Origin of the sequence: Nocardia arthritidis NBRC 100137, assembly GCF_001612765.1 — a bacterium.
GTDB classification, from domain to species: Bacteria; Actinomycetota; Actinomycetes; order Mycobacteriales; family Mycobacteriaceae; genus Nocardia; species Nocardia arthritidis.
In genome coordinates, this window is record NZ_BDBB01000009.1 from 112,747 (window position 1) to 137,182 (window position 24,436).

The 24,436-nt window shown below is 62.5% G+C and carries 28 protein-coding genes and 1 pseudogene; 14 read left to right on the top strand and 15 right to left on the bottom strand.

Going from position 1 to position 24,436, the window contains the following annotated elements; all coding sequences use genetic code 11:
- Positions 1-144: 144 nt before the first annotated feature.
- Genes NA8_RS09250 through NA8_RS34945 form a run of 3 tightly spaced genes read right to left on the bottom strand, consistent with a single transcriptional unit; the run spans position 145 to position 1,711 of the window.
- Entirely contained in the window at positions 145-978 is an 834-nt protein-coding gene (locus tag NA8_RS09250) for a helix-turn-helix domain-containing protein (RefSeq protein ID WP_063049967.1), read from the bottom strand.
- A complete protein-coding gene (locus NA8_RS09255; RefSeq protein ID WP_063049968.1) occupies positions 975-1,514 on the bottom strand; it encodes a DUF6879 family protein in 540 nt (179 codons plus the stop codon). Before NA8_RS09255 ends, NA8_RS09250 begins: the two co-directional genes overlap by 4 nt.
- Positions 1,511-1,711, bottom strand: a complete 201-nt coding sequence (locus NA8_RS34945) for a hypothetical protein (protein ID WP_245663733.1) — start codon at positions 1,709-1,711, stop codon at positions 1,511-1,513. The genes NA8_RS09255 and NA8_RS34945 overlap by 4 nt, the downstream gene beginning before the upstream one ends.
- 365 nt (positions 1,712-2,076) lie before the next feature.
- Here NA8_RS34945 and NA8_RS09265 point away from each other — a divergent pair, with 365 nt between their 5' ends.
- From NA8_RS09265 to NA8_RS09275, 3 genes are all read left to right on the top strand, one after another.
- Positions 2,077-2,364, top strand: a complete 288-nt coding sequence (locus NA8_RS09265) for a hypothetical protein (RefSeq protein WP_157106613.1) — start codon at positions 2,077-2,079, stop codon at positions 2,362-2,364.
- 99 nt (positions 2,365-2,463) lie between these two features.
- On the top strand, positions 2,464-2,703 hold the full coding sequence (locus NA8_RS09270) for a hypothetical protein (protein WP_157106614.1): 240 nt from the start codon (positions 2,464-2,466) through the stop codon (positions 2,701-2,703).
- A gap of 10 nt (positions 2,704-2,713) precedes the next feature.
- Positions 2,714-3,118 carry a hypothetical protein gene (locus tag NA8_RS09275; RefSeq protein ID WP_063049972.1) on the top strand — a complete coding sequence of 135 codons (405 nt, stop codon included), beginning with the start codon at positions 2,714-2,716 and terminating at the stop codon, positions 3,116-3,118.
- Positions 3,119-3,271: 153 nt separating this feature from the next.
- On the opposite strand, the gene NA8_RS33635 is transcribed toward NA8_RS09275, so the two are convergent.
- From NA8_RS33635 to NA8_RS34950, 4 genes are all read right to left on the bottom strand, one after another.
- Positions 3,272-4,144, bottom strand: coding sequence for a hypothetical protein (locus NA8_RS33635; RefSeq protein ID WP_157106615.1), 873 nt, complete (start codon positions 4,142-4,144; stop codon positions 3,272-3,274).
- A 127-nt stretch (positions 4,145-4,271) separates the two neighbouring features.
- Positions 4,272-5,018, bottom strand: a complete 747-nt coding sequence (locus tag NA8_RS33640; RefSeq protein ID WP_157106616.1) for a hypothetical protein — start codon at positions 5,016-5,018, stop codon at positions 4,272-4,274.
- A 21-nt stretch (positions 5,019-5,039) separates the two neighbouring features.
- Positions 5,040-5,936, bottom strand: coding sequence for an MBL fold metallo-hydrolase (locus NA8_RS09280; protein ID WP_063049973.1), 897 nt, complete (start codon positions 5,934-5,936; stop codon positions 5,040-5,042).
- Between the two features lie 381 nt (positions 5,937-6,317).
- On the bottom strand, positions 6,318-6,926 hold the full coding sequence (locus tag NA8_RS34950) for a helix-turn-helix domain-containing protein (protein WP_245663734.1): 609 nt from the start codon (positions 6,924-6,926) through the stop codon (positions 6,318-6,320).
- A gap of 541 nt (positions 6,927-7,467) precedes the next feature.
- Here NA8_RS34950 and NA8_RS33645 point away from each other — a divergent pair.
- Together NA8_RS33645 and NA8_RS33650 are read left to right on the top strand one after the other, a co-directional pair.
- Positions 7,468-9,549, top strand: coding sequence for a restriction endonuclease FokI C-terminal domain-containing protein (locus tag NA8_RS33645; protein ID WP_157106617.1), 2,082 nt, complete (start codon positions 7,468-7,470; stop codon positions 9,547-9,549).
- 4 nt (positions 9,550-9,553) lie between these two features.
- Positions 9,554-10,858 carry an HNH endonuclease gene (locus tag NA8_RS33650; RefSeq protein WP_157106618.1) on the top strand — a complete coding sequence of 435 codons (1,305 nt, stop codon included), beginning with the start codon at positions 9,554-9,556 and terminating at the stop codon, positions 10,856-10,858.
- A gap of 126 nt (positions 10,859-10,984) precedes the next feature.
- On the opposite strand, the gene NA8_RS35985 is transcribed toward NA8_RS33650, so the two are convergent.
- The 4 genes from NA8_RS35985 to NA8_RS34310 all read right to left on the bottom strand — a co-directional run bounded on the left by NA8_RS35985 (position 10,985) and on the right by NA8_RS34310 (position 12,935).
- Positions 10,985-11,275, bottom strand: coding sequence for a ScoMcrA-related endonuclease (locus tag NA8_RS35985; RefSeq protein ID WP_501193535.1), 291 nt, complete (start codon positions 11,273-11,275; stop codon positions 10,985-10,987).
- Positions 11,276-11,855: 580 nt separating this feature from the next.
- A complete protein-coding gene (locus tag NA8_RS09295) occupies positions 11,856-12,050 on the bottom strand; it encodes a hypothetical protein (RefSeq protein ID WP_063049976.1) in 195 nt (64 codons plus the stop codon).
- On the bottom strand, positions 12,047-12,400 hold the full coding sequence (locus tag NA8_RS09300) for a site-specific integrase (protein ID WP_157106619.1): 354 nt from the start codon (positions 12,398-12,400) through the stop codon (positions 12,047-12,049). Before NA8_RS09300 ends, NA8_RS09295 begins: the two co-directional genes overlap by 4 nt.
- On the bottom strand, positions 12,360-12,935 hold the full coding sequence (locus NA8_RS34310) for a hypothetical protein (RefSeq protein WP_169810477.1): 576 nt from the start codon (positions 12,933-12,935) through the stop codon (positions 12,360-12,362). The genes NA8_RS09300 and NA8_RS34310 overlap by 41 nt, the downstream gene beginning before the upstream one ends.
- On the opposite strand from NA8_RS34310, the gene NA8_RS32575 reads away from it, so the two are divergent.
- Together NA8_RS32575 and NA8_RS09310 are read left to right on the top strand one after the other, a co-directional pair.
- On the top strand, positions 12,924-13,313 hold the full coding sequence (locus NA8_RS32575) for a dienelactone hydrolase family protein (protein ID WP_169810478.1): 390 nt from the start codon (positions 12,924-12,926) through the stop codon (positions 13,311-13,313). The genes NA8_RS34310 and NA8_RS32575 overlap by 12 nt on opposite strands.
- A gap of 223 nt (positions 13,314-13,536) precedes the next feature.
- On the top strand, positions 13,537-14,745 hold the full coding sequence (locus tag NA8_RS09310) for an FAD-dependent oxidoreductase (RefSeq protein WP_063049979.1): 1,209 nt from the start codon (positions 13,537-13,539) through the stop codon (positions 14,743-14,745).
- 831 nt (positions 14,746-15,576) lie between these two features.
- On the opposite strand, the pseudogene NA8_RS35695 reads toward NA8_RS09310, so the two are convergent.
- Positions 15,577-15,819 (bottom strand): annotated as a pseudogene (locus tag NA8_RS35695) (nuclear transport factor 2 family protein); the annotation flags it as partial.
- A 125-nt stretch (positions 15,820-15,944) separates the two neighbouring features.
- On the opposite strand from NA8_RS35695, the gene NA8_RS09320 reads away from it, so the two are divergent.
- From NA8_RS09320 to NA8_RS09330, 3 genes are all read left to right on the top strand, one after another.
- The gene (locus tag NA8_RS09320; protein WP_063049981.1) at positions 15,945-16,379 is read left to right on the top strand and encodes an acyl-CoA-like ligand-binding transcription factor; all 435 of its coding nucleotides are present in this window, start codon (positions 15,945-15,947) and stop codon (positions 16,377-16,379) included.
- Positions 16,376-17,617, top strand: a complete 1,242-nt coding sequence (locus NA8_RS09325) for an NADH:flavin oxidoreductase (protein WP_063049982.1) — start codon at positions 16,376-16,378, stop codon at positions 17,615-17,617. Before NA8_RS09320 ends, NA8_RS09325 begins: the two co-directional genes overlap by 4 nt.
- A gap of 91 nt (positions 17,618-17,708) precedes the next feature.
- Positions 17,709-18,485, top strand: a complete 777-nt coding sequence (locus tag NA8_RS09330) for an IclR family transcriptional regulator (RefSeq protein WP_063049983.1) — start codon at positions 17,709-17,711, stop codon at positions 18,483-18,485.
- Between the two features lie 34 nt (positions 18,486-18,519).
- On the opposite strand, the gene NA8_RS09335 is transcribed toward NA8_RS09330, so the two are convergent.
- A complete protein-coding gene (locus NA8_RS09335; RefSeq protein ID WP_084466655.1) occupies positions 18,520-19,125 on the bottom strand; it encodes a PadR family transcriptional regulator in 606 nt (201 codons plus the stop codon).
- Positions 19,126-19,289: 164 nt separating this feature from the next.
- Here NA8_RS09335 and NA8_RS09340 point away from each other — a divergent pair, with 164 nt between their 5' ends.
- Positions 19,290-19,637: a hypothetical protein gene (locus NA8_RS09340; RefSeq protein WP_063049985.1), complete on the top strand. Its 348-nt coding sequence runs from the start codon at positions 19,290-19,292 to the stop codon at positions 19,635-19,637.
- Complete coding sequence (locus NA8_RS09345) at positions 19,630-20,325, top strand: Dabb family protein (protein ID WP_063049986.1); 696 nt, start codon at positions 19,630-19,632, stop codon at positions 20,323-20,325. The genes NA8_RS09340 and NA8_RS09345 overlap by 8 nt, the downstream gene beginning before the upstream one ends.
- Here NA8_RS09345 and NA8_RS09350 read toward each other — a convergent pair.
- The gene (locus tag NA8_RS09350; protein WP_063049987.1) at positions 20,322-21,188 is read right to left on the bottom strand and encodes an alpha/beta fold hydrolase; all 867 of its coding nucleotides are present in this window, start codon (positions 21,186-21,188) and stop codon (positions 20,322-20,324) included. The two genes, NA8_RS09345 and NA8_RS09350, sit on opposite strands and share 4 nt — an antisense overlap.
- A gap of 619 nt (positions 21,189-21,807) precedes the next feature.
- The gene (locus NA8_RS09355; protein ID WP_063049988.1) at positions 21,808-22,407 is read right to left on the bottom strand and encodes a TetR/AcrR family transcriptional regulator; all 600 of its coding nucleotides are present in this window, start codon (positions 22,405-22,407) and stop codon (positions 21,808-21,810) included.
- A 98-nt stretch (positions 22,408-22,505) separates the two neighbouring features.
- Between NA8_RS09355 and NA8_RS09360 the strand changes: the two genes are divergently transcribed.
- Together NA8_RS09360 and NA8_RS09365 are read left to right on the top strand one after the other, a co-directional pair.
- A complete protein-coding gene (locus NA8_RS09360) occupies positions 22,506-23,387 on the top strand; it encodes a metal-dependent hydrolase (RefSeq protein ID WP_063049989.1) in 882 nt (293 codons plus the stop codon).
- Positions 23,384-24,415, top strand: coding sequence for a PDR/VanB family oxidoreductase (locus tag NA8_RS09365; RefSeq protein WP_063049990.1), 1,032 nt, complete (start codon positions 23,384-23,386; stop codon positions 24,413-24,415). The genes NA8_RS09360 and NA8_RS09365 overlap by 4 nt, the downstream gene beginning before the upstream one ends.
- The last annotated feature ends 21 nt before the right edge of the window (positions 24,416-24,436 follow it).

Genomic DNA, 24,436 nt, shown 5'->3' on the forward strand with positions numbered 1-24,436 from the left:
GTGGTTGTGCGGAAGTCTCGCGTCAGCACTGCAATTACGTCTCGCCACAGAAGCTCCCCACGTCACCAGCACGCCTGTCTACGTGCGCATCTCAACCTTCCAGCAAAGCAAACTGATCTTACGCCGCTAGCGGTCGGGAGGGGCTTATGGTTGCCGTCTCCCCATAGCCTTGCCGATCAGCACGCGAGCGGCTTCACCGATCACGGCCTGCCCGAGGAGGGTCTGGAAGACCTGCTCGTACAGGATCAGTTCCCGCGGTTGGGTGACGGTCAGCTCAGCCGTAATGGTCTCGACGTGCGCCACTCGACGGTCGAATATGACGAAGTTGGTTGTTGGCACCTGGTAGTCGGACATCGCCGGGATGATGCTCACCACCACACTTGGCAGTCGCATCGTGCTCAGCAGATGGTCAAGCTGGCCGATCATCACATCGTCCGAACCCACGGTGGTGTAGAGGGCTTGTTCAGCCAGTACGAAGTTGAACCGGTGGTTGCCGCGGTGCAGGACCTGCTGGCGTTCCAGGCGGGCCGCGATCCCATCCTCCAGCGGTTCGTCGTGGCCGTAGAAGGCGGTCACTTTGGCGAGGAGCGCCCGCATGTAGTCCGGGGTCTGCAGCAGGCCCGGCATGATGACCGGCTCGAACCAGCGAGTCAGCCGCGTTTCCTCTTCCAGCGTGTGGAGTTGCTGCTGCTTGCGCTTGATGCCGGCGATTCGCTTCCATTCGACATAGGCCGCTTCGACATTGCGCAGGGTCGCGATCAGATCGGGAACCTGCTGCTTGGCCTTGCAGTGGCGGCACCAGATCCGGATGTCAGCCTCGGATGGGGTCTGCTTGCCACCCTCGATCTTCGATACCTTCGAAGAGTGCCACCCCGCCATCTCGGCCAGCTGGACGCCAGAGAGGCCCGCGTCCTTGCGCAGCTCCCGAAGACGGGCGCCTAACGCCTCTCTGGCATCACGAACGCTGGAGCTGGTCACTTGGCAGCAGCGTAGTCGCTCTTCTCGTACTCAGCGTGTGGGATTCCCACGCTCCACACCTTGTCGCGCACCGCCGTGCAGTGGACTGCGATCACCGGATCGTCGGTGACGGCGAACCCACCGAAGTCACCATCCTCTTTGAAGGTGACGAAGACGACCAGGCGGTCATCGAACAACCAGTAGTCGTCGCTGGCCAACTCGGCTGGGTTGATCAGGGGGCGCGGAAGCCACTTGATCTCTTCGCCCGCCTCGATGTTCAAGGGGGCGATCGTCAGGCCGAACCGGGTGTAGTCCACATGCGGAATACTGACCAGCCGAACGCGATGAACCTGCTTGCCGGTCGACGTCACCTCCTTGATGAGGTCATCCCAGGAACGGCACCACTCGTAGTCGTCTGGCTCTCCGGCCAGAAACTTGCGGAACGGCTCATGTTCGTCCGCGACGAGGTACTCGTCTTGGGTTTCCAGGTGAAAGGCCCTCTTCCACGCACCAGCGCGGAAGAGGTCGACGAATTCCTCGCCCTGGATCAGCTTCATACGGGCCGGATTTCCTTCCCCATCGGTACCTCGATGGCAGTTTCGTGGTCGGGCAAGTTCATCTGCTGCAAGGCTTCCAGGTCAGTCACAGGGGCACCACTGAGCGTGAAAGTACCGCGGCCGGTATCCGTCAGTTTGGTGCCGAGGCAGGTTCCCGGTTCGAGGAAACCCAGCAGGATGTGGGGTATCTCGATCACGGAGCCATCCGGGTCAATGCGCCACCCCTGGATGACGTAGGTCCCTCTATCCGAGGCAAAAAGCGTTGGGCATGTGCCGTTTTGACTACCGACACCGAGGCATCGTAAACGCATGGCGACCGTCCTTGATCTGATGCTGCGTGGATTTGCTCGAACGTCGTCATCGTGGCTTGTCAGGGGATGGTCGGTCAACGGTCCAGCCGTGCTGGGAGCAAATCCGAGCAAAAGCATCGCCCGGCTGTGACCAGGCACTTTACCGTCAGATCCGAGCCCCGGCACCAGGCGGATACCCGCGAGGAGCCGCCCACGCTTCGACGGTCCCTGGTGCCGGGCGCTTACCCACCGACCGGGAAGCGAGGGGAACAGTGCAGTATTTGGCACGAGTGCATTGCTGCGGTAGCCGCTGGCTGGTCCATGTGCCAGCGATCGACTACTGGACACCGGTCAACGACAAACGCGCCATCGAGTCCACCGCCCGCACGATGATCGCCGACATTACGGGGGTGGCACCGGATTCGTTCGGCGTCGACCTCGATGCGGCCCGTGCTGTCGGGAGCCTGGCCGAATACGCGGCGGCAGCGACCGTCTTACGGCGGTGGGATGGCGTACAGCCTGAGCATCCGACAACCGATGTCTCCATACCGCATAACTGAATAAATCACTGACGCACTGGCGTTCGCGCAGAACGCTGTTCAACTAGGGGGATTCCCATGCGAACCTTCGTCTCTCGCCTCGGCGCTATTGTCGCGTTGGTGCTGGCCACCATGCTCCTGGGCATGGGGACAGCGGGGGCGATCACGATCTCGGACTGCGTCGACGGCGGCGGCATCGTCATCCGCTGCGCTGAACAGCCAGTGACCCGCCAGGACAAGGTGGCGTGTCCGGCACCCGGCAAATCCACCCGGATCTGGTGCTTCGGCGGCTTCTACGGCTACCCGGAACCGCTGGAAATCCTGGAGTTCGGTGGCGACAGCCGGTACCGCGCTCGGTAGGGTCCAACCCATGACCACCGAGCGGGATGAGTCAACCGTCACGATCACGGGGGCGGCGCCAGGAGCCATTCTGGCGCTCAAACGGGCGGCGGCCATTGCTGCCGAACACGGACACCACTGGATTGGCGTTGAGGACCTGCTGGCCGCGATTCTGACCGCGGAGCCGCTGTCGCTGCTGGAGGTGCAATGGCCTCGACACGGCGGAACGCCGCTGGAGCGTGGGGAGATCAACGACTTCGATCCGTCACTGCCACAGCAGGCGCTGACGTTCGATGAGGTCAAGGCACTGGTGCTGTCGATCGTCCCCGGAGCACCAAAGGGCGCACATGGGCCGGCGGAACCGGCTGCTGTTGCCTACACGGTGACGGGACCTCATGCGGAGGAATTCCGGGCGGGGATTGAGGCGGAGGGGTAAGGCAGTGGGATTCTTTTGAAGAAGAACGAGCCCATTGTTTGCCGTCTGCACGAATCGTGTGCGCGCATAAAGATTCGGTCTTCACAGTGCGGAAGGCATCGGAACTTCTACGCTGTGCGATCCATAGCGTAACGCCAATCACTTGCCTGTTCCCTACTCAGGCTTGTCCTCCGGACTGCCGAAACGATTAAGCCTAGCGATGGCTTCTAGGCGCGTTTCACGAGGCATTCTTTTTCGAAGATAAGGGATCTTGTCGCTATCCAGTCGATGGGTAAGCCGATTCATGATCCGGCCGAACCGTGACTTTCCGCTGAAACCAACCTTGAAGCGCAGTGGTATAAATGCTTGGAGGCCGACCACTCGTCTCCATAAGCTCATCGTAGCGTAAATTTGCCGAAGTTCGTCGACTCGAAATGCGTACTCCACTCGAAATCTCAAATCGAAATTACGGTCACGAATATTGGCCAGCATGGTTCCTGCACTTTCGAGTGTGTCTCGATACGCATAGCGATAGAGGAGGTCTGGGTGCGCTCTAGCGCCGAGGGTAGCCAGGATATTTTCACCAATTGGCTTGAAGTCGGTAGTAGGCCCCATATAGATCAGATACATTCGATTATAGTGTCGCCACATCGTATCTTTCGCTTGCTGAAATACCATCAGAACGGAAGCCACATAGCCTATGTACATCCACCAGGGGACGACTCGAAAAAAACTATCCGAGTCGCGGTTGTATATAAAGGGGCTCGCCACCACTGCGAAAGTAAAAATAAGATTGCCAGCGACTATGGTGAGCTTTTGCAACGCCGTGTGAGTAACCGTCTTTTGTGCGTAAGCTATTCGGTCGAGTAGTGTGCTAGACCAGTTTGCAGACACACGCTCGTAGATCGAGCCTGATTCACGCAAAGCTTTGAGGTGCTCGATATCATTCTTGCTTACAAAATTCGTCCAGTTCTTTAGATGAATGCCGAGCGATACGAGATTCAATACAATACCGAGGGCGATGCCAAGAGTTTGGTACCAAAGCACGAGAGAAGGATAGCAGTCACAATCAGAAAAGCCTAGAGATTGGACGCATCCAACATCGCCGCGTCGCTATGGAAAGATGTGAGCAGGTCTTACGAGTTGGCAATTGTGCTACGAGCCAATTCATGATCTAGGGAGCTTCTGACTGCGAAGCACCTGAATTTGCCCCCAATGTTTCGAGTGACATGAACAACTGGGAAGCATATTTTTCGGCTGCACGGCGGACGGCATCTTGTGTGCACAACCGCCACCACCCGAATGCCGCAATAAGGTCAAACCCAACGAGTGCCGCCTGCTGTTGCCATGTGAGCGGCACAAGAGAGAATCGAGCGAGCAGAATGGTGGCTATGGCCGTGAGCAAGCAGATGACTGCCGCCGGGACACGGCAGGCATAGGTATTACGGCGGAAGCCATAGGAAATGTTCTCCTCGTGCACCAAGGGAAACCGTGTCTTGTCACGAGTTCGCTCTCGTAGTGCTCCTGTCGCTGCCGCATAGATATCATCCGCTTCGGCCGGATCTGCAGCCTCGGAAACCTTGTCGGGAAGGGTTATGTCTAAATATTTGGTTACGAGCTGATGCCTGCGTGCCACAGCGGCGCTTGCAGCGGTCGAGCGCCACCGCAGCATGTTTTCAGTTGGCCGGCCTCCCCAGCTCTGAAACAATTTCGGTTCGACTTGCATGCCGCGGTCACGAACAACTTGAGAAGCGACGAACGGGAGACAAAAGGCGGCGAAGGCAGCAACTTTTGTCCAGATCGTCACGACGACGGGAACTGCTGTTACTGCGAGAACGAATAGCGGTAAAACGACTAGGGTCGCAGGCAGAAACCGTGCCGTTCTATTGTACCGGTCCGTAATCTGTTGCAAGATATCCATGGACTTTACCTTTGTCGGCGATCAGCGTTTGTGGCACGGAAGCGTGCCGATGTAGTACAAGCCGTGGCTGCGGTCGCGGCCTTCGTCATCCAGAAAGTCAACGTTATAGGCGTTATCACTGACATAGATGTGGGCTTTTTCGGTACCTGTCTCGAACAAGATGTCGCCGCATGAATTCTGCGTCATGGTGTTGTAGCCGTCGTAGTAGTGAAGATACTCCGACGGAGCCTCGCCGATAACAATGAGGCCGGGCTCCATCTTTTCCAGCCAGACTCGCGGCACCTTTCCTGACGTGCGACCGTGGTGCGGGGCAAAGAGTACATCCACCTTGGGCATTGCCACCTTATCCTCGATCTTCTCCATGAAGTCGGTCTCAAGGTCGCCCATCCAGAGCATAAGAGGGCCGTTTTCGACAGAGTACTGGAGAATGCAGGATATATTGTTGGGCGACATTCCTGCAGCCGCGTCGGCCAATGCACTTTTGAAGTCTGGATCCGAAGTAACGGGCCACAACACGCTGAGTCCGGCCGAGCCGCGTTCATCGTCTCCGTCGTTCATCCAACGACGCTTGCAACCTTTGTAGATGTAGTACGCCTTCTTGGGATCGTCGCGCAGTGTGCAGTAACGCTTAAAGTCTACAGTCTCATCTTCTTTGGTAGCTTCGTTTTTAACGCAATAGAAATTCTTTATACCGATATGATCGTCTAGTTCGACAAGACCTCCGATGTGATCTTGGTCGGGATGTGTCGAAATGAAACGAGTGATGCCCTTGTCTTTCGACTGCGTGGCTATCTCGGTCAGAATGCTCCCGAGTCGGTCGTCCGGCAAGGAACAGTCGATGATGGTGAAGTTATCACTTCCGTGCCGGATGTAGTACATGTCGCCGTTACCGATGGCAAAGGACTTGACGATCGCCATTGACCCGCTCTCTATTAGTTAGGGTACGGAAGCATTGCTGGGACCGGACCACACACTCCATCACCGCAACCGGTCTACTGAAGTAGTTCGAGAAGTTGCCCTCGGCGTTACATCGGACTGGCGCAACGCCTTCCGGACGTTGATTTCCCGTCCCGAGCTCGTGCGATGATCCTGGTCAGTCGGGTGCGCCGTACCGTCGCACGGCTCGACCCATCTCGTCCTTGGACATGGTCGGAACCTCGCGATGCCTTGCTGCCGAAGGATCTCGACCTGAGCAGCGGAGTAGCCATTTCGCTGTATGGCGCACTGTCACAACCTCACTCCGCTTGTGCGGGATGCGCGGTCCTGAGTTCGTAGTCACGGCAGGGGACTCTGACCGCATCACCGCGTCGATGGCCGTAGCTGGACTCCTTTTTCCCGCAATGCCTTCCATACGCTGCCCTTCCCCTTCCCGAGCTTCTCCGCGATGGCCTTGAGTGAGTCGCCTGATTCGTAGAGCCGCGCGGCTTGGTTGATCTCGTCCTTGGTCATGGGTTGGAAGCGAGTCTGAACGCCATGCTCATCAAGGAGCTTGAGTAGGCTGCCCTTCGAGATGCCGTGCTGCTTGCAGAGTTGGTTGGTGGAGGCACCTTCGCGGTATGCATCGACGATCTCGGCGATGGTGTCTTGGGTGAAATGGTGCGCGATACGGCGAGGCTGGACAGGCGTTGTGCCTGGTGGACGTGGGGATGTGGTTTCGAGCAGCCTAGCGAGATTGCGAAGTTGGGTGGCCTGCGGATGGTTTGAGAGGTTTCCAAGGAGGGCGACAGTGAAAACCCCTTCCGACCAGCGTCGGAAGGGGTTTTTACGTTCCTGAGCGAGGGGCCGGATTCGAGCGGCTCTCACAGAAATCTCGCGTTTCAGGCTTGCAGAGCCTCTGGCCCACCGCTCGAGCACGTCTCGATTGTCCGGAACGGTCTCCGGGACGTCGATGTAGTGCGCCTTGGCCACCACGCGGGTGTTGCCGACCTGGCGGGCGGCGCGTTCGGGGTCTGAATTGTCCTGAAGCTAAAGCTTCGTGCGCCAGTACGTCAGGTTGTGGCGGGTGGTGAGGGTGTCGGGCTGGTCGGCGCCCAGTATCCGCAGGCGGTCGGTGAGCAGCTGCTCGTACTCGGTGACCGCGCCGATCCCACTCCAGCGGTAATCAGCCGCCAGTACTCCTGCGCCAGTTCCAACCGCCGCTTGGCTCCACGCCTGCCCGCCAACACGCCCTTCATGATCAACCGTGTTGCGACACAAGCTAGAACCCGAGAATCGCCAGAGGGTCGGTCTTCAGGAGTTGCCGACAAGGCCAACCGCGCCTGGCCGGCCCTCGCCTTGGACCTGACAGCATGGCTGCAAACCATCGCCCTGCACGACCACCCTGCCCGTCGCTGCGAACCGAAAACCCTTCGCCTGTGGCATTTTTCACTCGTCACCCGCATCGCCCACCACGCCCGCCACTAAACTCGTAGCAACAGTATTCAGCGTGGTGGGAGTGAACCCTGTGAGTATGCCCAGCATTGTTATGAAGTCCTGGCGCGACCGCTCGAACACCATCGGTGTAATTCCGGGCAAGTCTGACGATCAGGCAAACGCGCTGCGCGCCATTGTTGAGCAACTGCCGCTAGCTAGCGGTCAAGATGTACAACTGACATTCATGGGCGGACAAGCGAGAAGTGTTAATTGTGACACCTTCTTCATTCGCCAGCTGACCCGAGCTGCGATGGTGGTTAAGTCCGATGGAAATCAATGGGAAGCCACGCCAGCGACCAGATTCTGGTACGAGACCCGCGACGATGTCTTTTATGCCCGACACCTCCATGCACACGTCAAGCTCTTCGGTGAGCTACTAGCCCACATCAAGACTAGCCCTGAGGACCGCGAACTCCTCAAGGTAGCTCAGCGGTTCAATTTAGCCTGGACAAGTCTGGATCAGGTTAATCGCCGCCTCTCCTGGATGCAGGCGCTCGGGCTGCTGGAGCGGTGGGGGTACGGGAAGCTTGTCGTTACAGAGAAGGGGCGCCAATTCCTCGAAACGATCGAGCTTGCCACACCAGAGTCCGTTGCGCCAGACGCTGTCACCCATGACGAGGAGTCTCCCGACCTCTCAGAACCACAACCATTTCTAGTTCAAGCCTTCGACCGATTGAAACCTGCCGATCTCAAAAACCGAAGGGTGTTGATCGGCTACGTTCCAAGAGGGCGAAAAGGCGCGGGACGGGCGTCGGAAGGCGGCAGCCCGGGCATCTTCGAAGCTCTGCGGAAATACCTGGACCTCATCGGCTCAAGTGCGTCGTCAGACGAGATATACGAGAAAGCTGTTGCAGCATTCGGCCAGAAGAAAAGCTCCTATACGCAAAGCATGCACACCCTGAGGAATATGGGCGTCATCGAGATGGTGTCTTTCAACCGATATGGGATCCCGGGCCAGATCGCCACAATCGTACAAACTGGCAGTGAGGTCGACTTTGTAAGGCACCTCCATCTTCGTTATAGATTTGTCGGCGAGCTATTGGTAGCACTTGAAGGGAACGCATCGGTACGCGGACTTGCGGAGTTTGCAAATGAGAAGTATGGTCTCAATCAAATTGATAATGCCGAGATTCGTACTCGCCTCTCTTTCCTGGCTGAGGCTGGTCTAGTAGAGAGGATTGACTGGTCGCGGTACAGAATAACCGCAAACGGCCGAGCGCTTATATCTGAGTTGACCCTAGAGGCACCGCTTGAGTCTGCTACCGCGACTGAGGCGGGATCAGCCGCGGACGAATCGCATTCTCGCGCTGCCTCGTCATTCGAAGAAGTAGCTAGTGGTATAAATGAGGAACTAAGGCGTTACGGCAACGTTGGCAACGCTAGCGCCGAATTTGAGCGCGCAGTCGCACGGGGCTTTGAATTATTTGGGTTCAGGGTCGAACACCTGGGCGGACCAGGCCGGACAGATGTTCTGCTAACGGTGGAGCAGAGCCCTTCCGAGCGATATCGGGCTATTGTCGACGCCAAGTCATCGTCAACCGGTGTAATCAGCGATAATGCATTGACTTTCGACGTAATAAGAGACCATAGAAGCAAGCATAAGGCTGACTATGCCGCCGTAGTAGGGCCGGAGTTTACGCCTCGGCTCAAAGAGTGGGCAGTAAACCATAAAGTCAAGCTAATCACAGTGGAGGAACTGATCGGTTTAATTGAGCTGCATCAAAACACACCCTTGCCGCTGCCCGAACTGAAGATTCTATTCGAGACTTCTGACGACCTTACTGATGTATACGATGCGTATGGGGTGGCTGCTGGTGTCTCTGAGATACTTACCAAGATTATCGACGTGCTATACCAAGAAGCCAACGATGAAGATCCCATAGCCGAGGGCTACATCAGTGCGGAAAATATTTACTTCACGCTTCGCAAGGAGTTGAGCCCTCGGCCGTCTCGGGATAGCATTAATGAATGTCTGGAATTCTTGGCCAGCAGCGTAGTTCGAGCGCTTCACAAAAAGGGCGACAAGTACAAGCTGGCGGACGTGCCCTCGAATATCGACAGGCGCTTGTTCGGATTGAGCTCTAGCATTGGCTCCGTGATTCTGCCAGAACAAGGCTGATCAAATGGCAACCATGGCGTCCAGTCGCTCCAAACAATTAGCCCTCGGCAAACGGACGTCCACCTCGCTTGGCGGCTGCCTCTGCTCAGCGTCAGGTGAAGTCGGTGTGTCAAGCATCAGTCGAACCACTACAAACGGCTGTGCGAACAATTGCCGAATTGAGCCATACAGGATCAAGCGCGGCGCGCTGGCGCCGGGCGGACGCGTCGGCGCGTTGCGGCGCACGCTGGCGCTGCCGCATTCGCGGGTATACCTTTCCGTTATGGCACTGACGAGACCCCGCGACACCACGATCAGGCGACTCTTCGCCTTGTCGATGAATCAGTGTGCGTTCCCGGGTTGTTCGACCTCGATAGTCGACGAAACTGGCACGATTGTTGGCCGTGTCTGCCACATCCGCGCCCAAAGTGCTGGCGGCCCCCGGTACGACCCCAGTCAGACCGACGAGCAACGGCACGATCTCGATAACCTCATACTGATGTGCGCGACGCATCATGCAGTTATTGACGACTGGGATAACCTCGCTACTTTTACAGTCGAGTACCTAGTTGAGATCAAGCGAACCCACGAGGAAACTGCACGGTCAAAGGGCGACGAGGCAGCACCGCAGGCTACGTCGGCTGTAATAACAGCTTTGGCCATATCGGCTATGACGTACAACTATGAGTCAGGAGCGGTGCATAACGACTTTCGCAACGCAACCTTCAAAGTTGGCGGAGAGGGCGGTAGACCTCTCGGCGCCGGCGGCCAGGGCGGCGTACTCATCATCTCCGGTTTCGCCAAGCTACCTGATGAAGTCTCCGTGAATCTCGACGGGACACATGGTCAGGCGCCGGGCGGCGGCGGGGGCGGCGGGGGTGCCCTGAGATTCGAGGGACGCGATATCACCCACTCTGACATCGAAAGTGGTTTAGCTGTGCGCGCCTTTACCGCAGTCAATGGCGCGACTGTTGCGGACCACCTGCTCTATACCCTCGGTGCAGGCTACTCCCACTACGAACTGAATGAAGTTCCCGCCACCGCGTCCATCTCGACAGCGTGGATACTCGATTTGGGTCGAATTCCGCCGGATACTCTATTGCGAATGGAAATAATCTGCCAGTATCCGGACGGCGAAAAAGTAACAGTCGACTCCAAAGATGTTCACGTATATAAAACATCCGATCCGGTCAAGAGGTGCTCGCTAGTAGCCAATATTCAGCTGAAGGTCCAGCAATTGGGAATTTATACGCTCCATCTCGGATCGGCGAGCATGCACCTTGCGGAGTACCCGATTGAGTTTCGCTTGCGGAAATCGAGCACGAACTGAGTCCCCGACGGCGGGCGATCGACGACAGTTCTGACGACAACGGTGACGATAGCAACGAACTCGCCCACCTCCCCCGCCACACCGGCCTCCGAGCGCTCAGGTGGTAGACGGCTCTCACGGAGACTCTTAACACCTTCGAAGACAGCCCGATGCGCACACGGCATCGCTAGCAACGAACGTGCCAGATACGCTGGTCAACCGCGGTAAATCGAGGGCTCCATCGTGCACCCGTCGACCTAGATAAGCGCCAGTTACATGATCATTCCCCTGATTCCCAAGCTGAGAGCGCGTTCGTACGTAGTCAGTCGAGACCGCCGGCTTGAAGCCGTGGTTCTCCAGGAAATTTGGCCTGCCGTCCTTGTCGCACTTCTCGATCGCCTGCAACACATACGAGCGGGTCAACGACGACACCTGCACTCTGATACTCCCACCTCGAGAGAACCGAACGGCGGCGACGGTACCCCAGGGTACGACACAGCTTTCGACAACCGTGGTACTTGCTCCGGAAAGTGCTCAGCTGCGCTGCCGCTCTGGGAGCTTGCCGGGCGCCGACAAGTCACACGATGTCGGTCCGCTAGTGGCGATACTCAAGCTGATGTGGCCAAATCACGACCGGCACGGCGGGGCTCCCAAGGGGGCTCCGTCGGTGATCGACGCGCGAAGCGTCGTGACACTCGCGGCCACGATCATCCAGTGGCATCGTGAAGGTTGGACCGTGGCAAGCCGGTAGGCCGGGCGCTCCGAACCGATGCATGCTGGGGCCAATTTGGGGCCACACGCTATGAACGGTCCTGTACAGGAGTCGCGACAGAGCCGTTTTAGCCAAATGCACAACGTGTTTGACGTGCACAAACCGAATACGGGGATAGCTGGGGGTCAAGTGGTCGCAGGTTCAAATCCTGTCAGCCCGACAGCGAAAACCCCTTCCGACCAGCGTCGGAAGGGGTTTTCCGGTTCCTGAGGGAGGGGCCGGATTCGACCCGAGCCAGTCAAAATCTCATACTTTCGCCCTCGTCGCCGCGGGCCCAGCGTTCCAGGACGTCCCGATTGTCCGGAACGTCTCCGGGATGTCGATGTAGTGGGTCTTAGCCACCGCGCGGGTGTTGCCGAGTTGGCGGGCGGCGCGTTCGGGGTCGCCGTAGGCGTGGTCGACCGCGGTGGCCGCGCCTTCGCGGAACGTGCGCGGGGTCACCCAGGCGAAGTTCTCGCCACGTGCCGCGCGCCAGTGCGGCCGAAGTTGTTCGGGTTGCGCAGCGACCCGTTTCGGGCCGGGAACAGCAGTCCCATCGGGTTGGGGCGGTCGCCGACTTCCAGGTCCTTGATCGCTTCCCGGATCGCCTCGACGGTGTGGGCGGGCAGCAAGATGCGCCGCCACCCGTTGTCGGACTTCGGCGCGGGTTTGCGCACCCACTTGCCCTTCACCTCCACCAGGGTGCCGGTGACGTCGAGATAGGGCTCGGGCGCGTCGAGATGGATGTCCTCGAGCAGCAGCGCGAACACCTCATGCGGGCGCATGCCGGTGCCGGTGATCACGTCGACCACCCACACCACCGTCCAGTCCCGCGGCGGGCCACAGCTGTAGGCCGGAGTGCCGGGAATCGCCTCCCCGTTGGGCCCACGCCCGGACCTGGGCGCGGAAGGCGGGCAGAGCGTCGTGGTCTTGCACCTTGCCGCGAGCCGGGTTGCGTCGCCGCGTAAATGGACTGACCCCGTCGAGGGGGTTGGTCTCCACCGCGCCGTGGCGGACCGCGATCTGCATCATCGCGCGCAGAATGATCTTGTGCTGCTTGGCTTTGCGCCGCAGCCCCAACGCGATGAGTCGTTTGAGGTGACGGTCCAGCTCCCCGGCGGTGGCCTGCCAGACCTGCAGGTTCCCGACCGAGTTCTCGATCTTGATCGTCGCCGGGTTCGCGCGCTTATCGGTGGAGACATAGATCTCGCGCCGGTAGTCCTCGACATTGCCGTCGGTATAGGCTTCGTCGTCGCCCATCTCGGCCAGCAACTCCACGGCCAGGTCCATCAACTTGGTCGTGCGAGTGACCCGGCCGTACCCGAGCTGTTCACGATGATCACGCATCGCCTCGGCCAGCCGATTACGCGCCTCGTCCGCACTCGCCCCATCGATACCCTGTGCCGGGTTCTGGCCCCCGCCGAAGTCCTCCCGCCTGGTGATCGCGTCGGCTTCGGCACCCGTGCTGCAAGCGACTGGGAGCGAATCGATTCCGCCCAGATCCACGGCGGGGACCTTGCCGGCACCGAGCCCGACAGCCCACACCTGCGCGCCGACCGGGTCGCCGCGGGATTGTACTTCGGTCACGCCGACCAGGACCGCGCGCTGCCACCCGAACAGGTCGACCGCCTCGAGAAGGCACTCACAGACGCGGGCGCGCGCCACCGCTGCGAGGTCTACCCCGGCGCCCACCACGGTTTCACCCAAGCCGACACCGCCGCGTAACCACCCAGACGCCGCCGAACGCCACTGGGCGGCGCTGCTGGACTCTTCGACCGCTCACTGAAATCCGACTGATATCCTCCAACAGCACACGAAACTGCGTCCCGGTTGGTAGTCCGGAAACGCGACCCGTGGTATTACGCCGGGTCGTGGTCAACATTCTCTCCGTGGAGAGGGCCCAGTGTGCTCCCGATAGAACCTCTGACAGGGAGTACTTGTGTCCGATATGCGTATTGTCATCGCCGGCGGCGGACTCGCCGGGATGACATTGGCCCACCACCTGCACCGGCACGGCCTGGACGTGACCGTGTACGAGCGCGACGCCGGTCTGGCGGCACGTGACCCGGGATACCGGGTGCACATCAACTCCACCGGCACCTCCGCACTGCATGCCGCGCTGGAGCCGCGGTTGTGGGAGCTGTTCCTGGCGACCTCGGGCCGGCCCACCGACGACATGCTGTTGTTCGACGACCAGTTCAACCTCCGCCAGGCCCGTGACACCTCGGCGATGGCCGGTACCGGGACTCCCACCGGTGACATCCCCGAACACATGGTGATGTGCCGTTCGACCCTGCGCCGTATCCTCCACATCGGACTGGAGAAGACCGTGAGGTTCGGTTCCGCAGTCACCGGATATCGCACCAACCCGGACTCGACTGTGACCGTGCGCCTCGACAACGGTGACAGCGTCGAGGCCGATGTGCTGATCGCCGCGGATGGCGTCAACTCCGCCGTGCGAACCCAGCGGCTCCCGCAGGTCCGGGTCGTGGACCTCGGTTCGCGACACATCACCGCGAAGATCCCGCTCACCGAGGACACCAGGGCCAGGCTGCCAGAGCAGCTGTTCAACACGTTCTCCCTCGCCTTCGACAGCAACCACGACGGGCTCACCTTCGGCCCGCTCGAACGCACCGACCCTGGCTCGCCGCTGGTCAAAGAGCAGGACCAGGATTTCCAGGACGAGGCCGGCAAGAACTATGCGCTGAGCATTTTCAACTCGCTCACCGACCGGATGCTCCCCGACGCCGAACTGTTCACCGCCGCCCCGGAGCAGCTGAAGGCCTACGTGCTGCGCCGGCTCGCATCCTGGCATCCGGCTCTGGTCGAGACGGTTCGGCTGTGGGACACCGCAACCGTGCAGGCACTGACCCTGCGCAGTTGCGTTCCCACCGACGCCTGGGAACCCACCAATGTGACCGTCATCGGCGACGCGATCCACGCCATGAGCTCGGCCCTGGGTATCGGCGCCAACACCGCGCTGCGCGATGCACACGTCCTCGGCGACGAACTCCTCGCCGTCAGCCAGGGGAAGAAAATCCTCCTGGACGGCATCGGCGAGTACGAGCAAGCCATGCGCGATTACGGTTTCACCGCCGTCCGAAATTCCGCCGCTGTGGGCACACAGGTGATCGGACACCGCCCCCTCCCCGAATAACCAGCCACAGTGGACGCGAAGCCCACCACCGTCGGTGGGCTTCGCACTGGGCTCCATGCCGGGCGACTGGCCGATGCTCCCCACCACCGCCAACAGCCACGCCGCCGTCATGTACCACCGGGACGCGGACAGTGAGCTCCGGGCTGGCAGTGGGCTAACGGCACGATGGTGCGGACCCCCGCACATGGCTCGGCGTATCAGCGACACACCGGGTCGGTGATTGCTTGGCGGCATGCTGCAAGGACGAGTCCTGGGCTTGGTCGCCGAGCCGGCCGCCGGCGAAGAACCCGACTTTGCCGAAGATCCTGCAGGACAACGGGCTTCACCTCGCGCGCACAAATTGCCGCATGGGCCACCGAGCGCCACAGCCAGCAACCGGGCACCTCGGCCTAGTTCGTCACTGTCGTCAAGATCGTGCACGTACGTCGCCACAGCGGATTGGGCGTGTGATGTTGAACGAGCTTCGAATACCGGCAGAAGTACTGCCGACAGGCTGTACATCGCCGCTGCGCAGATCCCGAGTGCGCCGATCCGGTCCGCGTCGACCGCGGCGTGCGCGGCCAGGAAGTCCACCGCGTGACCGATATCGGCGATCTTGCGGTCCGGCGATTCGACCTCGCGCGGGTTCCCGCCGGATGCACCGAACCCGGTGAAATCGAAAGACAGTGCGGCATAGCCGCGTTCGGCCAGCCTCCGCGCGTAGCGGTCGGCCATCATCTCCTTCACGCTGGTCCAGGTTCCGGCGACCACCACGGCGGTCATCGCCACCCCGCGGATGCGCCAGGCGCCCTCGACCCGGACGAGGTCGAACCGGTAACTGCCACCCAGGGTCCACAGCGACGCACCGAACGACTCGGCCTTGCGGTGGGCCGCCTGGAACGACGCGGTGCAGATCGCACTGTCTGCGTCGATGTCGACCAGATGGTTGGCCAGCAGGTGCTGGGTCGAAGCGAAACCGCCCAGGGTGTCGCGCCAAGCGGCGACGATCCGGTCGGGTGTCAGGGTGACCGCTCGACACGAGGATCGCGGTCCGAATAGACCCTCGCACACGGTCGCACGGTGTCGCCGCTTCATCTCATTCAGCGGCACAGAGCTGGACACTTCGACGAGCGAGAGGCACGCCGATCGGCAGGACCGTTCGACTGACGGGAGCACGGGATGAGTGAGCCCCAGAATTGAAGACTCGACGAAGCGATCGATTGCAGGAGGCCCTCGACAATGCCCCTGAGGCGGGCGAACCTTCGGTTGTCATCCGCTCCGCCATCGTCGAGTCGGTCTCGCATCAGCCTCGGGTCCAGCGCGTGGCGCCGGACTGGCTACGCCTGATCTCTTCCGAGCCCGAGCTCGCCGCCACCGCACCGCTCGCCTACCGCCCCTGGATCGACACGCTGTCGCCCTATATCGCCCACCGCCTTCCCGATGCCCCCGCGGCCATCTGCCGCGCGCTGGCCACCGCGTATCAGGCGGCAGCTTTTGCCGCGCTGATCGAGTGGGCCGATGCAGGCGCCTGCGGTGACTGCGCCGACGCGGTCGACGAGATGCTGCGGTGGATGGACATCCACGCCCCCGTGACGATCCCGAACGATCGCCTTGTGCCCCGCACATCCCCACCCACACCAGGAGTTTCCCGATGACCGCCTCGTCCGCCGCTTCCGCCGCCCGGCCGGATCCCCTCGCACCCGTCTCGCTCGGCCCGGTGCGGTTGCGCAACCGGATCATCAAGTCCGCGACCTTCGAGGGGGTTACGACCGACGCTCTGGTCACCGACGCGCTGATCGACTTCCACGTCGCGGTCGGCGAAGGCGGAGTCGGCATGACGACCGTCGCCTACCTCGCCGTGTCCCCCGAAGGGCGCACCGAGAAGGACCAGATCTATTGGCGGCCCGAGGCGCTGCCCGGTCTGCGCAAGCTCACCGACGCCGTGCACGCCACCGGAGCCGCGATCTCGGCACAGATCGGGCATGCGGGGCCCGTGGCCAACTCGCGTTCCACTGGCCTGCCGTCCCTGGCCCCGTCCACCCGGCCCAACCCGCTGTCGATGAGCCTGGATCGGGCCGCCACCGAAGACGACATCCAGCGGATCATCGACGCCCACGCCCAGGCGACCCGGTACGCGATCGAGGTCGGATTCGACGCGGTAGAGGTCCACCTCGGGCACAACTATCTCGCCAGCTCGTTCCTCAGTCCGAACATCAACCGCCGCAAGGACAATTGGGGCGGCTCGCTCGCCAATAGGGCGCGGTTGGCCCGACGCGTCCTGCAGGCGGTCGGCGAGGCCGCCGACGGGCGAATCGCGGTGCTGGCGAAGATGAACATGGCCGACGGCGTCCCCGGCGGCCTCTGGCTCGATGAGTCGCTCGTGGTGGCGCAGATGATCGAGCGCGACGGCTACGTCGATGCCCTCGAGCTGACCGGCGGCTCGTCACTGCTGAATCCGATGTACCTGTTCCGGGGTGAGGTACCGGTACGTGAAATGGCCGAGACCCAGCGCGGCCTGGTCAAGCTGGGCATGAAGATGTTCGGGAACATGGTTTTCCGGCACTACCCCTACGAACCGCTCTACTTCCGCGACTACGCACGCCAGTTCCGCGACGAACTCGACATGCCGCTCGTCCTGCTCGGCGGCATCACCGATCTCGCGGGAATGAACGCCGCGATGGACGACGGGTTCGAATTCGTGGCCATGGCCCGTGCCCTCCTCCGCGAGCCGGATCTGATCAACCGAATCCAGTCGGAGTCGGCGAAGCAATCGCTGTGCATCCACTGCAACCTGTGTGCGGCCAGCATCTTCACCGGCACACGGTGCCCATTGGCCGCAACCAGCAGGCGCGGTAGCGATGCCGCGGCGCATCCGGTCGCCCTTCCTTCGTGACCCGCTTCACATACCGGTCAGCCTGCGGCACTATTTCCTAATAGAAATAGCCATGTCAGAGCACTGATGCTAGTGACGAAGGAGTCAGCGCATGACGATCGCGCAGGACATGATGCCCGGTGAGGCGCCCACTCCCAGCGCCCTTCTCGACCGACTGTCGCTCGTCCTCGACGCGTTCGACGGGCGCGACAGCCTCGGCCTGGGAGAGGTCGTCGCCCGCACCGGCCTGCCGCGCTCCTCCGCCCACCGGATGCTGGACCGGCTGGTACAGCTGCGGTGGCTCCGGCGGGAGGGACGCAACTACAGCCTCGGCATCCGGCTCGTAGAGCTCGGCTCGCTCGCGGTCCATCAAGACCGGGTGCACGCGGCCTCCGGCGAGCACCTACAGCACCTGTACCGAGCCACCGGCATGGTCGTGCATCTGGCGGTGCTCGACGGCGAAGACGTCGTCTACCTCGACAAGATCGGCGGACGCCTTGCCGCCCACGTACCGACCCGGGTCGGAGGCAGGTTGCCCGCCGCGAAGTCGGCGCTCGGCAAGGCCCTGCTCGCCTTCGCCGGCCGGGACGAGCCGGGCAGCGCGCTGATCCGGGAACTCGGATATGCCGTCGAACGCAACGGCGCCCTGCGCGGATTCGGCTGTATCGCCTCGCCGATCGGACCGATCGGCGAGGCGACGACCGCGGTATCGATCTGCGGACCGCTGAGCCGGATGACCTTCGACAGCAGGATGACCACCCCGGTCCAGCTTGCCGCGCATGCCATCTGGCGGAGTATGGCCACCGGCGGACGGGTCACCCCCACGCTGCAGCGCCGCAACATCCTGCGGTCGCTGCCGACCGCCCCCAGCGTGCTCGCCGAAGGCTGAACACCGGGAACCTCGGCGGGTGCGAGCGGCGAACTCAGCTGTCCGCGGAATCGTCCCCGACTGTGCGCCAGACCCCGGGATGACGGGGCACCGGGAGATCGTTCTCGTCGCGGACGGCGAGGTCGCGATATCGCGCGGCGGCCTCATCGATGTCGCCCAGCATCTGCTCGGCCAACTCGATCTCCGCCTCGAAGTGGCGTTGCGACCATCGCAGGGTCATCTCGGTGAACGCCCACCCGGGCTCCGGCTCGGACCGGTCGGCGTGCAGTGCGGCCCGGCCCGCCTGTTCGCGCAGGTTGTCGATGTGGGTACGGACGATCCGCTTCAGATGGTCGGGCTCGTGCAGGTGGCCCATCCACAGGCGCAGCATCACACCGTGTTTGAGCACCGGCATGTCCACCCCGGCGTTGCGGGACCAGTTCCGCAGCGCCCGCAACCCCGTATCGGTGATGCCGTACAGCCGCCGTCCGCGCACCCCCTCGTCGGCAACCAGGCGGGACCTAACCAACGCGAGCTCCTCGAGTTTTTTCAGCTCGGCGTAGACCTGACTGACCGAGGGGCTCCAATAGAAGAAGCCGATGCTCCAGTCCGCCCACTTCTTCAGGTCGTTGCCGGTCAGTTCCTCACCGAAGGACAACATGCCCAGAACGGCCCAACTGGTCGCAGGCAGGTTGGGGTAGGAATCGACGTCGGCTGCCACGATTGTGCAGCCTACAAGCCCTCCAACGGTATTCGCCGCCGGCGGCTCCCGGCCAACGGGATGACGCGCCGCCGGCTTCCGGGCCAGCGCCTACGTTCGATTCCATGGACGACCCAACCCTCTACATCATCGACCGAGTCGTACTCAGACCCGGCAGCGCACGGGTGTTCATCGACGCCTACCTCGACGCGTACGCACCGGCAGCGCGAGAACGCGGCTTGACGCTCGAGCGAATCCTGGTGAGCCCACCGGCCTGGATCGAGGGTGAGACGAACACCGTCACCGCTACCTGGACCGTGCCGGGCACGGCGGGCTGGTGGGCGGCCGCGGTTCGGGCACGACATGACCCAGCACCGGCGAAGTGGTGGGAATCGATGGCGCCGATGATCGTCGAACGCACCCGGTCGATGGCGAGCCGCTCCGAGGACGTGGAAGGACTCTGCGATGTATAAGGTGACTCGCTTGCTCCACATGACCGATCCCGGCGACGAGATGACCACAGCCGTGACCATCAAGCGCATCGCCGCCGCGGCCGAATCGGCGGGCACACGGCAGTCGCTGGTCTCCCGCACCTTGCCGGGAGTACGCAATGGCGGAGATGTCCTCGCGCACTTTCAATTCCAGTCCGAACGGGAGTGGAACAGCAGCCGCGCCGTGATCGACCAGGCGACTTCCGTGCCCGCGATCGGGCACGTCGACGCGGTGGAGTACGTGGGCGGGTCCCCAGCGAACGCGTACGCGGGACGCCGGTGGGCCTCGCAACCGCCGCGGTTGTACCGGACGCTGCTGTTGCGGGCGGCCCCCGAGGCCGACCCGGCGGAACTTCGCCGGTTCGAACACGCCACGCTGCAGATGCCCAAGCATATTCCTGCCATCCTGGCGTGGCAGTTGAGCCCGGTCCGGCACGCCAGCGGGATTTCGCGATGGACGCATGTGTGGGAGCAGGAGTTCGCCGATGTGGATGCCTTGCTCGGGCCGTATATGAAGCATCCGATCCACTGGGGGCATGTGGACCGGTGGTTCGATCCGGAATGCCCGGAACAGATCATCAAGGACCGGGTCTGCCACAGCTTCTGCGCGATCCCGGCGCCGGTCATCGACACGGCGCCGGAACTTCCGCCGGCCGCCGGGGAGGGCTAACGACCGAGGAAGGCCAGAACGGTGGCTTCCCAGGCCACCTTCTGCTCGATCATCACCCAGTGTCCGCAGTTGGGGAAGATGTGCACCTCGCCGTTGCGCAGGGTGCGCATCGGCAGCAGTGCCATATCGACCGGGCTGACGCGGTCGTCACGGCCCCAGGTGACCAGCACCGGGACCTTGATCTGGCCCAGCTTCGCCCACCCCGGTGTGGTGTCGGCGCTGCGGGCCGCCTCAGCCATCCGCGCCAGGGCGGCCTTCCCGTACATGCGGCGCGAGTTCTCCAGAGTCGCCGGATCGGTCGCCTGCTGCCAGCGCTGCTCGATCAATTCCTCGGTCACCAGCGCCGGGTCGTACACCATCGAGTGCAACCAGGCGATCAGCGCTTCACGAGTGGGATTCTCGACGAACTCGCTCAGCCGCACGATCCCTTCACCCGGCTGGGCGCTGAAAACGGGCGTCCCGATTCCGCCGATAGTGGCCAGACGATCCACCCGATCGGGATTCGCCAGGGCGAAGTCCGTCGCGACGAAGCCGCCCATGGAGTTGCCGACGACACGCACGCGGTCCAGGCCGAGCCCGTCCAGGAAGGCGCCGACCGCCTGCTGCGCGGACATCATCGGGTGCGGAGCGCCGAAATCGTCGCTGATTCCGAAGCCAGGGAACTCCAACACCAGTGTGCGGTAGTGCCGAGCGAAGACCGGGACATTGGCCCCGAAGTTGCGCCACCCCGTCACCCCGGGACCGGAGCCGTGCAACAAGAGCAGAGGCGGGCCGTCACCGCTCTCGCGGTAACGCAGCACGCCATGCTCGGTGGGCACTTCACGCAGCTCGGGAACGACTCGGGATTCGACCGATGTACTCATGGCCCGAGCCTGCCATCGCCGAGCTCGGCTGTCCGGCCGCGCTCCCGGTGAGCGGCACACCTCTCGGGCCGGTCGCGCGGGGACTCGATGGGTATCCGGATACCGGGCGATTCGATAGCGGCGCGCTGCGCACAACGCAGACCTGGACGTGACGCGGCGGTGGAACCTCGACGAGACGGGCAGACGTTCGGGAACGGTGACCCGACGCCCGGGCAGGATCACCGGTCCCGAACCGCCACCGTCGACCGGGTCTGCCCGGGTTGCGCGGCAGGGCTGTCGCGCTGCGACGGCTGCGCCGCCCACGCCTCGCTCGAGGCGCACGCTCGAGGACGGAAATCCCGCCTATACGCCGCCAGACCGAAGTTCGCTATGAAATAGCCGCCCTGAGAATGTCTCGGTGTGTCCACTCACCGACACGCCGAAGAACGCGCGTAACTCACGACCGGGTGTACGCAGCCGACCGCGGCCAGATACTGCTGACCCGGCTCACTGGTCAGCAGGCACGGGCAACCGGCCGTCCTGCGGCCATGGAGCCGAGCGCTCACCCGGCACGAATGCCCGCATACAAGAACCCGCCGACCTGTTCGCCAGGTGCGCGATCGCTCGACAGACGTTCGAACTAGTCGGTGATGATCGGCCTGATGTAGTCGCGGGCGAACGCGGTGAGCCCCGAGTCCAGGTCGATGGCGCCGATCGGTTGCAGGATCAGCGAGTGCACGATGCGGCAGACGACCTCGACGCGTACGTCCAGGTCCGGCACCTCGGGGAAGCCCTTCTCACGCATCGCGGTTCGCAGAACCTCGGTCGCTGCGGCGACCGACATCATGAAGAAGGCGCCGCCCTCGGTGGTGAGCTGCGGGAGCAGGCGGTCGGGCTCGAGAGTCAGCATCCGTTGCACCAGTGGATGGGTGCGCCAGCGGGTGAGGACGGTGGCGAACACGTCGACCACCAAGCCCTCCAGGGTGTCGTGCCGGGCCGGGAGTTCGCCGAGTTCGGCGAGCAGCTTGCGCACCTCCCGTTCGGTGACCGCGCGCACGACGTCATCCCGGGCGCCGACGCGCCGATAGACGGTCACCCGGTCGACACCGGCCTTGCGGGCGATGTCCTCGATGGTCGTCTTCTTCACGCCGACCTGCCCGAACTGGATCAGGGCTGCTTCGAGGATCCGTTCCTCGATGGTTTCGGCTGCGTTTTCCGAGGTGGCGGCAGTGGTGGGCACACCTCGACGCTAGCACCGATCGCCATCATTGCAACATTGCAAGTCGATTTGTGGCCGCAACATTGCCATAAGAAATGTAGCGATGTACGGTCTGCTGTATGGCTGATCACAGTGCAACGAAGCGCTCCTATCAGGACGAGGCCCACGCGATCCACGCCCGTGACGTCCATTTCGACTTCTCCTCGGTGCCGATGCACTACATACCGGGCGAGGTAGTCGCGACCCACGTCACCAACGTGATGCACCTGGTGCTGCCCGAAGGCGAGCGGGCGATGGCGGCCTGCTTGGCCGAGGCCCTTCCCTTCATCAAGGACGAACGCCTGCGTGAAGAGGTGACCGGATTCATCGGCCAGGAATCGATGCATGCCAGTAGCCATGAGGGTGCGCGTGAGCACCTGCAGTCGCTCGGTCTGGACGTCGAGTCCTACGTGAGCAAGGTCGCCTGGCTGGTCGACCGGGTCCTGGGCGATCACAAACTCAGCGGCAAGGCCAAGGAGCAGTGGCTCAAAGAGCGCCTGGGCCTGTTCGCGGGCATGGAGCATTTCACCGCGGTGATCGGCGAGTGGCTGCTCGAGGCCGAGGCCCTCGAAGCCGCAGGCATGCACCCGACGATGCTGGATCTGGTCCGCTGGCACGGCGCGGAGGAAGTCGAACACCGCAGCGTTGTCTTCGACGCCTACATGTACCTCGACGGCGGGTACGCGCGTCGGGCTCGCACGGGATTGCTCGCCACCGCACTACTTTTGCCGCTCTTCGTGATCTCCACGGCGTACCTGTATCGCAAAGACCCCAGTACGAACAAAGGCAGATTCTGGGGCGCGCAGTTCGTGAGCGCGACCGTGCGGGGCGTGATTCCCAGTTTCACGACCTTCTTCACCGAAATGCCGCGCTACCTGCGGCCGAGTTTCCATCCCTCACAGCTGGGATCGATGGACAGCGCGCTGCGCTATCTCGCGCACTCTCCGGCGGCGCGCGCATGACCAGCACCGACGCCGCCCCCACGCCGAGCCTTCGAGCGTTCGGCATCGCCATGGACATCTACAAGAAAGTGTTCACCACCCCCGCGCTGTCCCGTCCGAAGCCAGTGCGGTTCAACGGATTCGAACTCGACACCGTGGTCGAGTCAGTGCGTGCCGAGGCCGATGACGTCGCGTCGCTCACCCTGGTGGGCCGGGACGAACAGACCCTGCCGTCATGGCGGCCGGGTTCGCATCTCGATGTGTTTCTGCCGTCGGGACGACAGCGGCAGTATTCGCTGTGCGGGGATCCCCGGGATCGGCGGCGCTACCGCATCGCCGTGCGCCGCATCGCCGACGGGGACGGCGGATCACTCGAAATGCATGCGATGCAACCGGGCGCCGCGCTGCGAATTCGAGGGCCGCGCAATGCGTTCACTTATATCGAGAACGCGCCGTCCTACCTGTTCCTCGCCGCCGGCATCGGGATCACCCCCATCCTGCCGATGGTCAGGCAGACCGGTGAACGTGGGCGATTGGTGTATCTGGGGCGATCCCGGTCGACCATGCCGTTCCTGAGCGAACTACCGCTCGACACCGACATCCGCCCCGACGACGAATACGGCGCACCCGATGTCCCCGCTATCCTCGCCCGAGCGGAACCTGGCGCGGCCGTCTATGTTTGCGGGCCGCCCCCGGTGCTGGAGGCCGCGCAGCAACACCTGTTCCGGCTCAATCCCACCGCCTCGCTGCATACCGAGCGCTTCTCCGCGCTGCCGGTGACCGACGGCCGCGAGTTCGACCTGACTTTGGCGCGAACCGGGGTCGATGTCCGGGTCGGCAGTCAGGAAACGGCTCTCGAAGCACTCCGCCGGGTCAAGCCCGACGTGCTGTACTCCTGTCGTCAAGGATTCTGCGGCACGTGCAAGACCCGTGTGCTCTCCGGCGACATCGACCACCGCGACCGGTTGCTCAGCGACACCGAACGCCCCGACCACATGTTGACCTGTGTCTCCCGTTCCACCAACGGACCTCTCGTCCTCGATCTCTGACCGCGAAAGGCAATCCGGTCT

Excerpts from the sequence above, each read along its gene's own strand:
- NA8_RS09255 (WP_063049968.1), bottom strand. The coding sequence starts at position 1,514 with ATGAAGCTGATCCAGGGCGAGGAATTCGTCGACCTCTTCCGCGCTGGT.
- NA8_RS09275 (WP_063049972.1), top strand. The coding sequence starts at position 2,714 with ATGACCACCGAGCGGGATGAGTCAACCGTCACGATCACGGGGGCGGCG.
- NA8_RS33640 (WP_157106616.1), bottom strand. The coding sequence starts at position 5,018 with ATGGATATCTTGCAACAGATTACGGACCGGTACAATAGAACGGCACGG.
- NA8_RS09280 (WP_063049973.1), bottom strand. The coding sequence starts at position 5,936 with ATGGCGATCGTCAAGTCCTTTGCCATCGGTAACGGCGACATGTACTAC.
- NA8_RS33645 (WP_157106617.1), top strand. The coding sequence starts at position 7,468 with ATGCCCAGCATTGTTATGAAGTCCTGGCGCGACCGCTCGAACACCATC.
- NA8_RS33650 (WP_157106618.1), top strand. The coding sequence starts at position 9,554 with ATGGCAACCATGGCGTCCAGTCGCTCCAAACAATTAGCCCTCGGCAAA.
- NA8_RS32575 (WP_169810478.1), top strand. The coding sequence starts at position 12,924 with ATGATCACGCATCGCCTCGGCCAGCCGATTACGCGCCTCGTCCGCACT.
- NA8_RS34310 (WP_169810477.1), bottom strand. The coding sequence starts at position 12,935 with ATGCGTGATCATCGTGAACAGCTCGGGTACGGCCGGGTCACTCGCACG.
- NA8_RS09310 (WP_063049979.1), top strand. The coding sequence starts at position 13,537 with ATGCGTATTGTCATCGCCGGCGGCGGACTCGCCGGGATGACATTGGCC.
- NA8_RS09325 (WP_063049982.1), top strand. The coding sequence starts at position 16,376 with ATGACCGCCTCGTCCGCCGCTTCCGCCGCCCGGCCGGATCCCCTCGCA.
- NA8_RS09330 (WP_063049983.1), top strand. The coding sequence starts at position 17,709 with ATGACGATCGCGCAGGACATGATGCCCGGTGAGGCGCCCACTCCCAGC.
- NA8_RS09335 (WP_084466655.1), bottom strand. The coding sequence starts at position 19,125 with ATGTTGTCCTTCGGTGAGGAACTGACCGGCAACGACCTGAAGAAGTGG.
- NA8_RS09340 (WP_063049985.1), top strand. The coding sequence starts at position 19,290 with ATGGACGACCCAACCCTCTACATCATCGACCGAGTCGTACTCAGACCC.
- NA8_RS09345 (WP_063049986.1), top strand. The coding sequence starts at position 19,630 with ATGTATAAGGTGACTCGCTTGCTCCACATGACCGATCCCGGCGACGAG.
- NA8_RS09350 (WP_063049987.1), bottom strand. The coding sequence starts at position 21,188 with ATGAGTACATCGGTCGAATCCCGAGTCGTTCCCGAGCTGCGTGAAGTG.
- NA8_RS09360 (WP_063049989.1), top strand. The coding sequence starts at position 22,506 with ATGGCTGATCACAGTGCAACGAAGCGCTCCTATCAGGACGAGGCCCAC.
- NA8_RS09365 (WP_063049990.1), top strand. The coding sequence starts at position 23,384 with ATGACCAGCACCGACGCCGCCCCCACGCCGAGCCTTCGAGCGTTCGGC.